17 protein-coding genes are annotated in these 13309 nt (G+C 36.6%); 3 read left to right on the top strand and 14 right to left on the bottom strand.

Going from position 1 to position 13309, the window contains the following annotated elements:
• Nucleotides 1–12: 12 nt before the first annotated feature.
• The 7 genes from GHI45_RS11495 to GHI45_RS03860 all read right to left on the bottom strand — a co-directional run bounded on the left by GHI45_RS11495 (nucleotide 13) and on the right by GHI45_RS03860 (nucleotide 5305).
• Complete coding sequence (locus GHI45_RS11495; protein WP_255471389.1) at nucleotides 13–147, bottom strand: hypothetical protein; 135 nt, start codon at nucleotides 145–147, stop codon at nucleotides 13–15.
• Nucleotides 148–265: 118 nt separating this feature from the next.
• Nucleotides 266–532: a bacteriocin immunity protein gene (locus tag GHI45_RS03885; protein ID WP_147779519.1), complete on the bottom strand. Its 267-nt coding sequence runs from the start codon at nucleotides 530–532 to the stop codon at nucleotides 266–268.
• Complete coding sequence (locus GHI45_RS03880; RefSeq protein WP_147779518.1) at nucleotides 529–744, bottom strand: hypothetical protein; 216 nt, start codon at nucleotides 742–744, stop codon at nucleotides 529–531. The genes GHI45_RS03885 and GHI45_RS03880 overlap by 4 nt, the downstream gene beginning before the upstream one ends.
• A gap of 198 nt (nucleotides 745–942) precedes the next feature.
• A complete protein-coding gene (locus GHI45_RS03875) occupies nucleotides 943–1425 on the bottom strand; it encodes a hypothetical protein (protein WP_147779517.1) in 483 nt (160 codons plus the stop codon).
• 83 nt (nucleotides 1426–1508) lie between these two features.
• Nucleotides 1509–4121 carry a magnesium-translocating P-type ATPase gene (gene mgtA, locus GHI45_RS03870; protein WP_147779516.1) on the bottom strand — a complete coding sequence of 871 codons (2613 nt, stop codon included), beginning with the start codon at nucleotides 4119–4121 and terminating at the stop codon, nucleotides 1509–1511.
• Nucleotides 4122–4362: 241 nt separating this feature from the next.
• Complete coding sequence (locus GHI45_RS03865) at nucleotides 4363–4734, bottom strand: glyoxalase (RefSeq protein WP_147779515.1); 372 nt, start codon at nucleotides 4732–4734, stop codon at nucleotides 4363–4365.
• A gap of 130 nt (nucleotides 4735–4864) precedes the next feature.
• The gene (locus GHI45_RS03860) at nucleotides 4865–5305 is read right to left on the bottom strand and encodes an OsmC family peroxiredoxin (RefSeq protein ID WP_147779514.1); all 441 of its coding nucleotides are present in this window, start codon (nucleotides 5303–5305) and stop codon (nucleotides 4865–4867) included.
• A 482-nt stretch (nucleotides 5306–5787) separates the two neighbouring features.
• Between GHI45_RS03860 and trpS the strand changes: the two genes are divergently transcribed.
• A complete protein-coding gene (gene trpS, locus GHI45_RS03855; protein ID WP_147779513.1) occupies nucleotides 5788–6813 on the top strand; it encodes a tryptophan--tRNA ligase in 1026 nt (341 codons plus the stop codon).
• Between the two features lie 147 nt (nucleotides 6814–6960).
• On the opposite strand, the gene GHI45_RS03850 is transcribed toward trpS, so the two are convergent.
• The 4 genes from GHI45_RS03850 to GHI45_RS03835 form a co-directional block, all read right to left on the bottom strand.
• Nucleotides 6961–7305: a hypothetical protein gene (locus GHI45_RS03850; protein WP_147779512.1), complete on the bottom strand. Its 345-nt coding sequence runs from the start codon at nucleotides 7303–7305 to the stop codon at nucleotides 6961–6963.
• Between the two features lie 45 nt (nucleotides 7306–7350).
• Nucleotides 7351–7752, bottom strand: coding sequence for a hypothetical protein (locus GHI45_RS03845; RefSeq protein ID WP_147779511.1), 402 nt, complete (start codon nucleotides 7750–7752; stop codon nucleotides 7351–7353).
• Nucleotides 7753–7849: 97 nt separating this feature from the next.
• Entirely contained in the window at nucleotides 7850–8110 is a 261-nt protein-coding gene (locus tag GHI45_RS03840; protein ID WP_147779510.1) for a hypothetical protein, read from the bottom strand.
• Between the two features lie 4 nt (nucleotides 8111–8114).
• Nucleotides 8115–9119, bottom strand: coding sequence for a hypothetical protein (locus tag GHI45_RS03835; RefSeq protein WP_147779509.1), 1005 nt, complete (start codon nucleotides 9117–9119; stop codon nucleotides 8115–8117).
• A gap of 458 nt (nucleotides 9120–9577) precedes the next feature.
• On the opposite strand from GHI45_RS03835, the gene GHI45_RS03830 reads away from it, so the two are divergent.
• Together GHI45_RS03830 and spxB are read left to right on the top strand one after the other, a co-directional pair.
• Nucleotides 9578–10147, top strand: coding sequence for a TetR/AcrR family transcriptional regulator (locus GHI45_RS03830; protein WP_187230064.1), 570 nt, complete (start codon nucleotides 9578–9580; stop codon nucleotides 10145–10147).
• A 195-nt stretch (nucleotides 10148–10342) separates the two neighbouring features.
• A complete protein-coding gene (gene spxB / locus GHI45_RS03825) occupies nucleotides 10343–12046 on the top strand; it encodes a pyruvate oxidase (RefSeq protein ID WP_147779507.1) in 1704 nt (567 codons plus the stop codon).
• Nucleotides 12047–12073: 27 nt separating this feature from the next.
• Here the strand turns inward: spxB and GHI45_RS03820 are convergent, their stop codons facing one another.
• Genes GHI45_RS03820 through GHI45_RS03810 form a run of 3 tightly spaced genes read right to left on the bottom strand, consistent with a single transcriptional unit; the run spans nucleotide 12074 to nucleotide 13263 of the window.
• Nucleotides 12074–12361 carry a hypothetical protein gene (locus GHI45_RS03820; RefSeq protein WP_147779506.1) on the bottom strand — a complete coding sequence of 96 codons (288 nt, stop codon included), beginning with the start codon at nucleotides 12359–12361 and terminating at the stop codon, nucleotides 12074–12076.
• A gap of 31 nt (nucleotides 12362–12392) precedes the next feature.
• Entirely contained in the window at nucleotides 12393–12716 is a 324-nt protein-coding gene (locus GHI45_RS03815) for a hypothetical protein (RefSeq protein WP_147779505.1), read from the bottom strand.
• 16 nt (nucleotides 12717–12732) lie between these two features.
• The gene (locus GHI45_RS03810; RefSeq protein WP_147779504.1) at nucleotides 12733–13263 is read right to left on the bottom strand and encodes a hypothetical protein; all 531 of its coding nucleotides are present in this window, start codon (nucleotides 13261–13263) and stop codon (nucleotides 12733–12735) included.
• Nucleotides 13264–13309: the final 46 nt, after the last annotated feature.

Raw genomic sequence — 13309 nt, 5'->3', positions numbered from 1 at the left:
TTCGTGCCTTCTTCAATAAGCATAAGAAGCGATAAAGTTTCGGCCTGTCAGCTTTCCAGTCCACATTGTCCGATTTTTTGTCAGCTCTGACAGATACTCCGTCAAATAAGTCCCTGTCATCATGTGGCTGAAATTTCTCATCTTCATGACTTAACTCTGCTTTTGTTAATTCTTCTCTCATTCTTGAGTTTGACCATAATCCCATTTTGCACTCCAATCTAGCCCAGTACTATCTGTCAGCTCTGACAAGGCGATTTTTATTGCATTAGAGTATAAAAACCGCTCCTTTAGGCCCTAAGCCTAAATATTCTTTACTTAGTCTCTTGAAAAAGGCGAGCCCTTCTTCTGAAAATTTTTGCTCTACCATGATGGGCGACAATTCTCGCTTCAAATTTAAAGCCACTTTTTGTAAGTCCTGACCTTCTTCTAAAGCCTGTTTGGCTCTCAAAAAAGCTGGCCTCTCATCAGCTGTCACGTCAACGCTCAATACTAAATGATAAAGTTCTTCAAGAAATGTTTCTTTCGTTTTCATAGATTTTTTCTTCTTTCACTATCTTTAAAATGACTGCCCTTTTGGTTTGTGTCATCAGTTTCTTGAAAAAATGGCTGCTGATTACCGAAAAGACCGCGTTCGTCGGGGTGCTGCTGTTTTTCATTATCGCTTGCGATTTTCCGATTGGCAATAATGTCTTGAATTTTATTTGGCAGTTGAAGATATTCATTTGGAAGTCCGAGTTTAACCATTTATTTCTCCTTTATTGATTTATCATTCCTGATAAAATGTGATTTTTGCTTTTTGAACAACTTGGCAAATCAGTAATAAAATAAGATTTCATCACCCTCACACTTTCCGTCAATCAAAAATTATAAGCGTGTATTCTACGGATTATTATACTCTTTTTCAGCATTTGTGGCGAAAAAAAACCAATAAATAGACCTTTTTTATTTGGTATTTTTGCGGATTTCTGAAGCTTCATGAATATGGAAAAACCAAGCCATGAAAAGTCCCCAAAAAGCAGCAACCAAAACACTTTTTCCGTCAAATAATTGCTCAACTTTACCTGCTATCAGAAGCGAGCCTAGATAATATAACACCGTACTGACAAACAAGAGAAAGACTGGCACTTTTGCTGTAAGTTCCCCTGCATTTTCAATCTTGCCATAGCCTTTACTTTTGATATAAAACAAAAAAGGAAGTGGAAATAAAAGATTAACGGTAAATAGTAAAACCAACAAATACAGCACACTCAGCCCCATTTGAACGCCTAAAAATAAGAGTCCGATAAGCCAAATATTAGAAATATATGCACAAATACTATAAAGCGTTAATACACTTTTAATTTTAAGCAGATTACTTTCGCTCACTTTTGCTCCTCTTGGCAATCCCAGAAAATAATTGATTAGTTTTTCCTCTTTAATGTTCATTTGGTTCTCCTTTACTAGTTAATTCATTATAAGCCTTAATTTTTTCAACACAAAAAAAGTGCCAAATATGGCACTTTTATTTGTTATTCTCTTGATGGATATTTTTTGTAGTAATGCCATTTGCCAAATTGAAGGACAACGATATAGGCAAGTACAATCAGAACCCACCAAATCCAAAAGACTGGTTCTACGGGGCTGAGTGTGATGATTTGTCCGAGCGGTGTTTCCATAAATAAGAAACCAACAGCAAAGGCACCAAGCGTTGAAAGGACAACAGGCATGGCTGGACGACTTTGGATAAATGGAATCTTGCGTGTCCGCAAAATATGGAAAGCAAGTGCCTGAGTCGCTAGAGACTCAATGAACCAACCTGCTTGGAATAAAGCGGCGTGTTGACCACTATTGTAGCCAAGCACAAACCAAAGAACTGCAAAGGTCGTAATATCAAAGATAGATGACAAGGGACCTATAGTGATGGCAAATTTAGCAAGCCCACGCGTTCCCCATTTGACTGGTTGCGCGATTTCTTCTTGGTCAACATTGTCCCAAGGCGTTGTCAGTTGAGAAATATCATAAATCAGGTTCAAGGTTAAAAGTTGAACAGAAAGCATTGGCAAGAATGGTAAAAAGGCTGACGCTACAAGGACAGAAAAGACATTTCCGAAATTTGATGAAAGTGTGATACGGATATATTTCATCATGTTTGAGAAGACTTTACGTCCCTCAATGACGCCTGTTTCAAGAACTTGCAATGATTTTTCAAGCAAGATAATTGTCGATGCTTCTTTGGTAATGTCAGCCGCAGTATCTACTGAAATTCCGACATCAGCAGCTCGCAAAGCAGGGGCGTCATTGATTCCATCGCCCATGAATCCAACCGTATGGTCATTTCGTAAAACTTCTATAATTCTTGATTTTTGGAGTGGTGAAAGTTTGGCAAACAAGTGTGCGTCAATCGCTGCCTTATACAGTTCTTGATCGCTCATCTTGTCAATTTGTGTCCCGAGATAGTATTTATCAACTGGAATACCAACATCAGCACACACTTTTTTGGCAACAATCGCATTATCGCCCGTCAAAACTTTGACCGTTACCCCATGATCATGGAGACTTGTGATGGCACTTTTAGCACTGGTTTTCGCTGGGTCAAGGAAGCCCAAGAAACCGACTAATGTCATGTCTTTTTCACTTGATTGGTCAAAATCTTCTAATTCTTCATCAGTCAAAATACGTTGACCAACGGTCAAGACACGCATGCCTTGCAAATTCATTTCCAGATTGACTTTTCTCATCGCTTCAAGTTTCTCTGGTATGATTGGTACCGCAACGCCATTTTCAAGGACGTGTGTACAAATATCGTCCATTTCTTCAACGGCGCCTTTAGTAATCATCAAATTGCGTCCGTTATCGTCAACAACGACAGAAAGTAAGCGGCGAGAAAAATCAAAAGGAATTTCGTCAACTTTTTCCATGTGCTGGAAATCCAAATTTCGTTCTTCTTTTTGGAAATATTGAATTACCGCAACGTCCATCAAATTCTTCCAACCTGTTTGGAAATTTGAATTGATAAATGCAGAATGCAAAACATTTTCATTGGTTTCGCCATTTGCATCAACATAACTCATCATGACCACACGGTCTTCAGTGATTGTTCCTGTCTTATCTGTACAGAGAATATCCATTGAACCGAGGTTTTGAATGGCTGAAAGTTGTTTAACAATTACTTTTTTCTTAGAAAGTGCAACGGCACCTTTTGCCAGATTGGTATTTACAACCATTGGCAACATCTCAGGCGTCAACCCAACAGCGACGGCAACCGCAAAGAAAAATGCGTCAAAGGCAGAGCCTTTTGTTATCCAGTTGATGGCAAAAACCACTGGGAACAAGATAATAACCATCGTCATCAACAGTCGTGAAACGCTGTTCAACCCCTTATCAAAGGCAGATTGGATTTTTGCTGAACTTGATGATTTGGTAGCAATGTCGCCAAACATGGTTTGCTTTCCTGTTTTAACAATCAGGATTTCACCATTTCCAGACAAGACGTCCGTCCCCATGAAGAGAACATTTGGCGCATCAATAGATTGAATGTTTTCCCAATCCACTTGTTCATCTTCATCAAATTCTTCAGGCAACTTTTTTTCAACAGGGAATGATTCGCCCGTCAAAGATGCTTGGTTGATAAACAAGTCTTTCGAACTCAATAAAACCGCATCCGCAGGAATCATATCGCCTGTTTGCAGACGAATAATATCGCCAGGCACAACTTCGTCCATCGGAATTTCAAAAAATTCTTCTTCCCGCTTGACGCTCGTTGTGTTTTCAATCATTTCGCGAAGCGCATCTGATGCTTTTTCGCTTTTGTATTCTTGGTAAAAGCTGACGGTTGCTGATAAAACAATCATCACGCACATATAAATCGCTGGTTCATATTCGTTTGTCAGCACTGACACCAAGGCCAAGAAAGCCAAGACAAGCGAAAATGGATTACGAAATGAATGCCAAAGGATAATATACCACGGAGTCAGTTGCTGTGCAGCAACGATATTCGGTCCATAATCCTCCAATCGTCTTGCGGCTTCTTCTCGTCTCAGACCAGCCATACTTGTGTTAATCTCTTCAAGCATTGCTGAGTGTCCAAGCTGTGCAAAATCTTTCAGCTCATCATTTTTGTTGCGCTTTGTCATTTTTTGCATCTGGTATACCTCCTATCTTTCGTAATTTTTTTATTACTCGTTTATTGTAACACATCTAACTCTATAATGTAAGCCTCAAAAACTTTATTCAATTTTTTTATTTCGGCATTTTTTTCATCAAATAATCAGACATGAAAACAAGTAAATAATGAAATGATATAGGATCAATTTCTCTTAGATTATAACAAAAAAGGCGGATTGCTCCACCTATTTTGCTTTTTTTACTCAATTTTTTTGCATTTTAGACTTGCATAAATGCAAAGTATGATCCACTTGGACTTTGGAAATTAAAAGTCAAGTTTTCGCCCATTTTTGAAATAGGACTTGTCATCAAGCCTTGTGCTGCAATTTTTTCACGCATTTTTTCAAGACCATCAGTAACTGTAAATAAAATAGAAGGCTTGCTTTCTGCAACTTCTGGACTCATTTGACGAATGAATTCGATATCCCAAATTTGCAAACGCGCATTTCCCTTACGTGTTGGTGCCATGATGAAAGTATCCGTTTCGCCAACTTTTTGACGTGACATTTCATAAAAACCAATCGCACTAAAAAATTCGGCTTCTGCTTTCACATCTTCGACATAAAGATTGGTACACATATTAAAACTCATTGCTGTTCTCCTTTGTTTGTCCTTTCATTATAGCATAATCACAGCTATTTTTTCCCTGTCAGTACTGACAAAAAAATAGACAGAATTCATCTGTCCATCTTTTATTTTATTCACATTTTTATCTTATTTATTAGTTCAAGCTGGCTTCAAGCGTAATTTTTTCAACACCTGCAAGTGCTTTTGAAACTGGACAATTTGCTTTAACTGTCAAGGCAACTTCTTGGAATTCAGCTTCTGAAATTCCTTCGATTTCTGAGTGGTTCTTCAAGTGAATTTCAGTGATAGCAGGACCGTCAGCAGTTACAGCAAAAGTAACATCAGCTCTTGTATCAATATTTTTAGCAGTGTAGCCTTTTTCGCCTAAAATCATAGAAAAGGCCATTGAAAAACAAGCAGCGTGTGCAGCACCCAAAAGTTCTTCTGGTGTTGTGATTGATACTGTATGTTCTGCACGAGCTTTGAAGTTATATGGAGCTTCTGTAAAAAGTTGTGAAGATTCAGCACTGATTGTGCCAAATCCATCTTCGAGTGAATCTTCCCAGTGAGCTGAAGCTGTTGATACATTTGCCATGTTTGTTATCCTGATTGAAATGTGAGCTTTTCAATCCATCGACACAATCGCCGATGCCTTTCTTTTTTGTCAAATATTCTTTACAAATTCAGTATAAATCATTCTCTTATTTTATTCAAAGAATCTGCTCATTTATGTAATGCATCTATTACCAAAGCCTTCAATTGACATTTTGCATGAATAAGGGTAAAATTTATGTGATAGAAAAGTACTTCAAGTTAATTTTTTTCAGAAAGTCTATGGTTGATGTGAATAGGCATTTTATAATGAAGGAATGGGCTATCATCTATAAATAAAGCTGATTTAAAACAATAATAATCACGTTGCTTCCGTTACCAAGCACTCATTTTTTGATGAGCTTAAAGGGAATTTTTATTCCAAAATTACGGTGGTACCGTGCATTAGCGCCCGTAGAACGAACGTTCTACGGCGTTTTTTATTACCAAAAAATAATCAAATCATAAGAAAGCGAGTAAAAACTCATGACTAAACCAATTATCTTAACAGGAGACCGTCCAACAGGAAAACTCCACATCGGACACTATGTCGGCTCACTTAAACGCCGTGTTCAAATGCAAAATGAAGGCATTTATGACACTTTTATCATGATGGCTGACCAACAAGCTTTGACTGACCACGCAAAAGAACCTGAAAAAATCATCGAGTCTGTCGGAAATGTCGCACTTGACTACCTTGCCAGCGGAATTGACCCAGAAAAATCAACGATTTTCATCCAAAGTCAAATCCCTGAACTTGGCGAATTGATGATGTATTACCTTAATTTGACATCATTGAACCGCGTTTTACGCAATCCAACCGTCAAAACAGAAATCGAACAAAAGAACTTTGGCGAAGGTGTTCCTGCTGGTTTTGCCATGTATCCTGTCAGTCAAGCCGCTGATATTACTGCCTTCAAAGCAACACATGTGCCTGTCGGAAATGACCAAGCTCCAATGATTGAGCAAACACGCGAAATCGTTCGTTCATTTAATCATGCTTATTCGACTGATGTTTTGGTTGAACCAGAAGGCATCTATCCTGAAAACGAAGCTGCTGGACGCTTGCCTGGACTTGATGGCAATGCCAAAATGTCTAAATCTCTTGGAAATGGGATTTATTTGGCTGACGATGCAGATACACTCAAGAAAAAAGTCATGAGTATGTACACTGACCCAAGTCACGTCAATGTCGCTGATCCAGGACATATCGAAGGAAATATGGTTTTCCATTATCTTGATGTTTTTGGACGTCCAGAAGACGCAAACAGCATTGCTGAAATGAAAGCCCAATACCAAGCTGGTGGCTTAGGCGATGTCAAAACAAAACGCTACCTGCTCGAAATCCTTGATCGCGAACTCGCACCAATCCGCGAACGCCGTATCGAATTTGCCAAAAATATGGACTATGTTTACGACGTCCTCAAAAAAGGATCAGAAAAAGCCGAAGCTGTTGCCGCAAATACACTTGACGAAGTCAAATCAGCAATGGGAATTAACTATTTTAAATAATAATACAAAAAATGCCTACTGGCATTTTTTATTTTTTTCTATAAATCCTTATAAGTGTCCATACTGCATAAATAAACATAAGGCAATGAGCTATAAAGTACCAACTTGAGATATTTTTATCAAGAATATCTCATGCTAGTTTTTTCATTATTGCTCATTGACTTTAATATTGTAGTATTTCAGAATAAAAACACAAATAACCAATATCGTAAATACAGCTAGTACCACTCTAAAATGAAATGAAATTGGAAAAAATTGTGTCATCAAACTAATAAAAAGTAGGAGATAAAGCATTGATGCTTTGATTTTTTCAAAACGATAAACCATTTTTTCTGATTGATACGAAACTCCGCTAAAAATAATGATTGCTCCCAAAAGATAGGTCAGCCAACTTATCACACTAGAATTTGCGGGTGCATAAAAAAGATAAGCAGGATTGATAGCCAATATGAACATGATGATTTTTATAGCGATGATAGCTTTTTTAGTCATAGATTATTACCTCTTATTATCCAAAGACATCTTCCTCGCTTTTGATTAAAAATCATTAACACGAACACCCAACGCGTTAGCATTCACAATAATCCACAATTCTGGAAGATAATCATGGCTAAAACCATAAAGCAGACTCCAAATTGAAAGGGGAGAAAAATAATCTTCTAAATCAAATTTTTCTTTCAACATCTGATTGATCTTTTTTTGGATAGTTTCTAGTTCAAGCGATTTTAGTTCCTCTACCGTTTTTTCTTTAATTAGCTGCCGAAGCGACCAATACAAGGCGTCAAAATGTCGTCCATCAAGTCCCATTTCCAATAAAAAGAAATGAATCGAATATGGGTCGAACGAAGAGTCCCCCGAATGATAAGCGACCTCAGCGAGCGCTTCTTTCATTGTATGAAGTTTCATCTCCATTTGTTCGATATGTTTCATATTTTCCATTTGGTTTTACCTTACTTTCTTACACAAAATGTCAATATAGTATCATTCTCAAAGAAGTAACGTTATACGCTACTAAAAGTCTGATAACTAACGATTGTCAGCTTCGTTTTGATTGAGTTAGCTTAGCTTCTAACTCATCAGCTTCTTTGGCTAAAATCATAACCTCTTTATCACGAGAGCCTCTGCCAAATATAAAACCTAAAATAAGTAGCATGGGGATACTTATTATTATACTGCCAATTTGCTTCATATTTAATATCCCATTTGTATTCAAAAGCAAGCTGGCAGACGGTCCAAGGCAAATCAATGTGGAAAGAATGTAAAAAGATTTCCCAACTTTTAAACTACTTTTTTTCATGCGTTTATCCTCCAATGTAACCATTGCGACAGCCATCTAACCTATCTAATTCGCCAGCTATTGCGCTACCAATAGAAAATCCTCCAACAATTGCAGCAGCATTTACTGCATTTAAAACAAGACCAGCTAGATTCGGACCGACAATTTTCAGAATTTGTTTTTCTACTATTCGTGTTATAGCTGTTCTATTCTTTCTGATAATTTGTGCAACCATTACAGCTCCTCTAGCTCCACTATACACTTGCCACGCTAAGATTCCTAAATCAATAGCTTTTGCAATATTTGTTGTTTTATTATACCAATGCTTACCTAAAAATCGTAAATTGGGGTCTGCAACAAGTGGAACAAAGTTCTTTTCATCAAAATCAATAACTTGTGTGACAGTGTGACCGTTAATTACATAATGAGTTGGAACTGCATTGCCGTTTATATCTTTTGCCCAAGGCGCTTGTAATTCATTAACAGGCAAATCATCCTCGTTCAGAACGTAAATATCACCTGTACCTGGAGATTTATTTTCAATAGATGAAGCATCAATTAACTTATAACCGTCGGGCAAATCTAAATCAAAACTATAATCATGACTCGCGTCAGCGCTGTTAATAGAGATTAAAGCTCGGAAACCATTATCTGTATTTTGCAAACCGAGATTTGAACTGCTGTCGTCCCCTGTGTAAACCGCTGTATCACCTACGGCTGTTGCTTTTGATGAGAATTCATCAGGCAAACTGACTTGAATATTATTGGTTGAATCTTCTGAGTTAGTCAACTTGATATCGTCGTCAGCGTCTTTAGGAAGAGTAACTTGCAAATCTTTTTCATCAGTTGTTGCTGATTTTCCGACTTGTAAGTCATTTACTTGTACGTTGTCATTGGAGGTTGCATTTGAGATAGCAGTTGCTGTTTGACTTGCTTCTGAATTTGTTTCGGCAAAAGCTGAAATTGGTTGTGCGATTGACAAAGAAAGAACTGCCAACGACAGGATTGCAATAGATTTTGTGAATTTCATTTTTTGATTTCCTTAAAATTTTTAAATTTAAGAAATATCATTGCGCGCTGTTTTATTTCTTGAGGATATTTTAACAGATAAAGCCTATTTGTACAAGGTTTCGCAAAACTTTATATATGATAAAGTTTTATAATTTGTGAAGAATGTGAAATCCTTTTATACTCCATTTTCTATGAATTTCATAAAAATTCAATCCTTAAAAACTTTAATACTTATAAAATTTTTATATCAATTTTTTATAAATTAAGTTTAAGTTACAGTGAAAAATAGCTCAATAATGGTGATAATAGCTGATTTTTTTGCAAATATTTATTTGTGAAATTTTAGAAACTTTATAAATTGTAAAGAATTTAAAAGTAAAACACGATAACCAAGCGATTTTATTTTCAAAAATCTTATACTTTATCAATGTAATATTTTGTAATCTTTGGTATAATATGCTCAGAAAGAGTGATGTTATGGGAAAAAGTGAACAAACTGAAAACCGCATTATTGATAGTTTTTTTAATCTTGCTGGGAGAAATCAAAAAATTACTGTCGCAACACTTTGCAAAAAAGCAAATATTACGCCACCAACTTTTTATAGCCACTTTAGGTCGATTGATGCACTTGTAATCGCAATTCGTGAGCGAACTGATGATGCGATTTTTGCAGTTATGGAAAAGCACACTCCGACTCAGAATAGCGCTTCTTTTGAGATTATCGCTGATGAAATTTTACCTCTTGTTTATAAAAATCGAGTACGCCTACGGATTTTATATACTTCGGGAATTGATTTTGAATGGTGGGGATTTTTGGAACAGCGTTATATGGACTGGATAAAGCCTTATTATGAAGGAGCTGGTGAACAATATGAAATTTCTGATGAGTTTTTACTTCGCTATATGGCAAAGTCAATGATTACAATGATTTCACTTTGGATTAGTGAGCCAATTCCTGATAAACCAAAGATTTTCAAGGAAAAATTCTTACTGCTTATCGAGACACCTTTAATCCAGTTTGTTCATAAACAACAGGAAAAATTATAATAATAGACAATAAAAGGAGAGTCATTTTATACGGTTCTTTTTTTCTTTCTGCTGACAGACTCAATTAGTTTACTTTTAAGCATTTTTAACCTATAATCTACTTGAAACGTAATTTATTTACTTCATAAAAGCGAAAAAATGGAAATCGTTTCAAAGTAGTTAGTATTTAATAGATATAAAATCAAGGAGAGAACCATGACAAAAATAAATGCATCCGATGCGATGTTAAAAGTTATTGAAGATTGGGGCGTCAAAAATATCTACGGTTTACCTGGTGGGTCTTTTGATTCAACAATGAACGCATTACATAACCGCAAAGACACCTTGAACTACATTCAAGTTCGCCACGAAGAAGTCGGTGCTTTGGCAGCCGTTGGGGAAGCAAAAATCACCGGAAAACTCGGTGTAACTTTTGGTTCAGCTGGACCAGGAGCCGTTCACTTATTAAACGGATTATACGATGCGAAATATGACCATATTCCCGTACTTGCTTTGGTTGGTCAAGTTCCAACAAGCGTGATGAACACCAATTATTTCCAAGAATTTAATGAAAACCCAATGTTTGAAGATGTCAGCATCTATAACAGAACCGTAATGACTGCAGAACAAATGCCTTTTGTTGTGGATGAAGCCATTCGTCAAGCTTATGCTAACCGCGGTGTTGCTGTCGTTACTATTCCTAAAGACCTAGGTTGGCAAGAAATCGAAGATGTTTATGTTTCTTCTGCTAATTTATACCAAAAACCAATGCCTTTGGAACCAGACCCTGAGAGAATTAAAAAAGCTTGGGAAATCCTCAAAAATGCTAAACGTCCTTTAATCTATGTTGGACAAGGAACAAGAGGCGCCCGCAAGGAAATCTTGGAACTTTCTAAAATGCTCCATGCGCCAATTTTGAGTTCTGCCTTAGGAAAAGGAATTCTTCCTGATACTGACCCAGCTTACATGGGTTCAGCAGGACGCGTTGCCTCTAAACCAGGTGTCGAAATCGCTTCTAACACAGATGCTGTTTTGCTCTTGGGCTCAGACATGCCCTTCCAATTTTTCTTTATTCCTGAAGATGCTAAATACATTCAAGTCGATATTGACGGCACTAAATTTGGACGTCGTCACCATGTTGACTTGTCAATCTTGGCAGACGCTAAATTGACCATCAAGAGATTGTTGGAAGTCGGAGAACAACTCCCAGAAACAAATTGGTATCGTGCAGCGCTTGCTGACAAAGCAAACTGGGTAGAATGGCTTGCAAAACGCGCTGAAATTGATAGCTCACCTCTAGAAGTTGAACCTGTCTTTAAAGAAATCAATGCCATGGCATCTGATGATGCCATCTTCCAAGTAGATGTCGGAAATGTAACCATCGATGGTATGAGATTCCTTGACGCTAGTAAAGAACAAAGATTCACTACTAGTGCATGGTATGCCACAATGGGTTATGCGCTCCCTGCAGCAATTGGTGCGAAAGCACAATACCCAGACCGTCAAGTATGGTCAATTTCTGGAGACGGATCTTGGGCAATGGTCTTCCCTGATGTTTTGACTCAAGTCAAATATAACATGCCAATTATCAATATTATTTTGACAAATAAGAGCTTAGGATTTATCGAAGCAGAGCAAGACGACCGACAACAACCACACTCAGGCGTTGATTTGATTGGTGCCGACTTTGGTGCTTCTGCAGCAGCTTTGGGAGCTTTAGGTTTTGATGTCAACAATGTGACAGAACTAAAAGAAGCATTTGCAAAAGCTAAAGAAGCCAATCGACCAACAGTCATCAATGTTAACATCTTTGACCATCGTCCATTGCCAGTAGAACAATTAAGACTTGATTCTCCTGAATTCGAAAAAGAATATCAAACACAAGGTTTGATTCCATTTAGCAAACTTTATCAAGATTAAGTAGAAATAGAATTGTATAAAAAGACATTAGAACCTTGTTCCGATGTCTTTTTTATTTTTGATTCGATTTAGTTCAGCTTCTAAATCATCCGCTTCCTGTGCTAAGCGCATGACTTCTTTATCCCGAGAGGTTCTTCCCCATAAAAATCCAAGAAGAATTAAATTGGGAATACTTAAAAAAGTCGCAAATAGTTTCTGTGTGTGTGTTATCGGCATATCTAGATTAACAATAAGCCAAAGGGAAGGCCCTAATGAAGTAAGTGTAAGCATAAACCAACTCAATTTACTTGTTTTAAATGGATCTCTTTTTTTCATGTGTTGTTCCTCCATAGAACGGACAGTTGTATCACTTAGAATATTTTAAGGTTCGTAAGTAAGAAATGTTTAAAAATAGACAACTATAAACGAAACCAACCCATATATAAAAATCAAAATTCATAAAGACTTTTAAAGAAAAATTTAAAACAAAGTAAAAGACATTCACAGAGATGAGAGAAAATAGAGTAACAAGTAAGCTCACTTTTTCCTTTTTATCTGAAATGACGATGGGCAAAATGAGCATAGCAGAAAGTCCGCCAAACACATACCAATTAAGATGCGTTCCAATTATTCTATAAATAATGTAAATAGCAATCACTAAAGTTGATAAAATAATAATTTTTTTATTCATAAATCACTTCCCTTTATTATCCCCAATCTTCTGGGCGCTCAAGTTTATATTTATTAGCGAATTTTAATTGAGTTTCTTCTTCCGAAAAATTTATTCTCACATATCGGTCGTCAAACAGTTGAATTGAATTTTTACGCTCAATGTCAGTGAGTATAAGACTATCCGCATGAAATTTAGGATAATTTAGTTCTTTTCTAAAATCAGGAAAATCCGAGGTGATGATGCTCTTTACAAGTTTTCTTATTTTTTCATGTTTAAATTTGATTGTTATCGTTGTTAGCAGTACACCGTTCTCAACTTTACATAATACAGAATTATAATCATTACTATTCAACTGGGATAGTAACCTATTTTTTGTAAAATTGGAGATGCTTGAGAATCTGCATTCAATCTCTTGTTCATCATTAAAGAGGCTATTCAAAATGTTTTTCAGTTGTTCCTCACGCTTAAGTAATTCCGTTGGAGATAGTTCAAGTGTCTCATCATCAAATAACTCAATATCAAAGGTATTGAGATTTTCAAAGCTTAAATCATAATTATAATTCATTTTATTTTCCTACTATTTCTCCTTTTATGGCTTTCTTCCTTACCAC

The sequence above is a fragment of the Lactococcus sp. dk101 genome, assembly GCF_009601055.1.
In the GTDB taxonomy this organism is placed as follows: domain Bacteria; phylum Bacillota; class Bacilli; order Lactobacillales; family Streptococcaceae; genus Lactococcus.
Note: the sequence above shows the minus strand (reverse complement) of the source record. Positions and strands in the feature narration are given on the sequence as shown.

Bases quoted from the DNA above. Each gene is read 5' to 3' on its own strand.
- GHI45_RS11495 (WP_255471389.1), bottom strand. From the start codon at position 147: ATGAAGATGAGAAATTTCAGCCACATGATGACAGGGACTTATTTGACG.
- GHI45_RS03885 (WP_147779519.1), bottom strand. From the start codon at position 532: ATGAAAACGAAAGAAACATTTCTTGAAGAACTTTATCATTTAGTATTG.
- GHI45_RS03880 (WP_147779518.1), bottom strand. From the start codon at position 744: ATGGTTAAACTCGGACTTCCAAATGAATATCTTCAACTGCCAAATAAA.
- GHI45_RS03875 (WP_147779517.1), bottom strand. From the start codon at position 1,425: ATGAACATTAAAGAGGAAAAACTAATCAATTATTTTCTGGGATTGCCA.
- mgtA (WP_147779516.1), bottom strand. From the start codon at position 4,121: ATGCAAAAAATGACAAAGCGCAACAAAAATGATGAGCTGAAAGATTTT.
- GHI45_RS03865 (WP_147779515.1), bottom strand. From the start codon at position 4,734: ATGAGTTTTAATATGTGTACCAATCTTTATGTCGAAGATGTGAAAGCA.
- GHI45_RS03860 (WP_147779514.1), bottom strand. From the start codon at position 5,305: ATGGCAAATGTATCAACAGCTTCAGCTCACTGGGAAGATTCACTCGAA.
- trpS (WP_147779513.1), top strand. From the start codon at position 5,788: ATGACTAAACCAATTATCTTAACAGGAGACCGTCCAACAGGAAAACTC.
- GHI45_RS03850 (WP_147779512.1), bottom strand. From the start codon at position 7,305: ATGACTAAAAAAGCTATCATCGCTATAAAAATCATCATGTTCATATTG.
- GHI45_RS03845 (WP_147779511.1), bottom strand. From the start codon at position 7,752: ATGGAAAATATGAAACATATCGAACAAATGGAGATGAAACTTCATACA.
- GHI45_RS03840 (WP_147779510.1), bottom strand. From the start codon at position 8,110: ATGAAAAAAAGTAGTTTAAAAGTTGGGAAATCTTTTTACATTCTTTCC.
- GHI45_RS03835 (WP_147779509.1), bottom strand. From the start codon at position 9,119: ATGAAATTCACAAAATCTATTGCAATCCTGTCGTTGGCAGTTCTTTCT.
- GHI45_RS03830 (WP_187230064.1), top strand. From the start codon at position 9,578: ATGGGAAAAAGTGAACAAACTGAAAACCGCATTATTGATAGTTTTTTT.
- spxB (WP_147779507.1), top strand. From the start codon at position 10,343: ATGACAAAAATAAATGCATCCGATGCGATGTTAAAAGTTATTGAAGAT.
- GHI45_RS03820 (WP_147779506.1), bottom strand. From the start codon at position 12,361: ATGAAAAAAAGAGATCCATTTAAAACAAGTAAATTGAGTTGGTTTATG.
- GHI45_RS03815 (WP_147779505.1), bottom strand. From the start codon at position 12,716: ATGAATAAAAAAATTATTATTTTATCAACTTTAGTGATTGCTATTTAC.
- GHI45_RS03810 (WP_147779504.1), bottom strand. From the start codon at position 13,263: ATGAATTATAATTATGATTTAAGCTTTGAAAATCTCAATACCTTTGAT.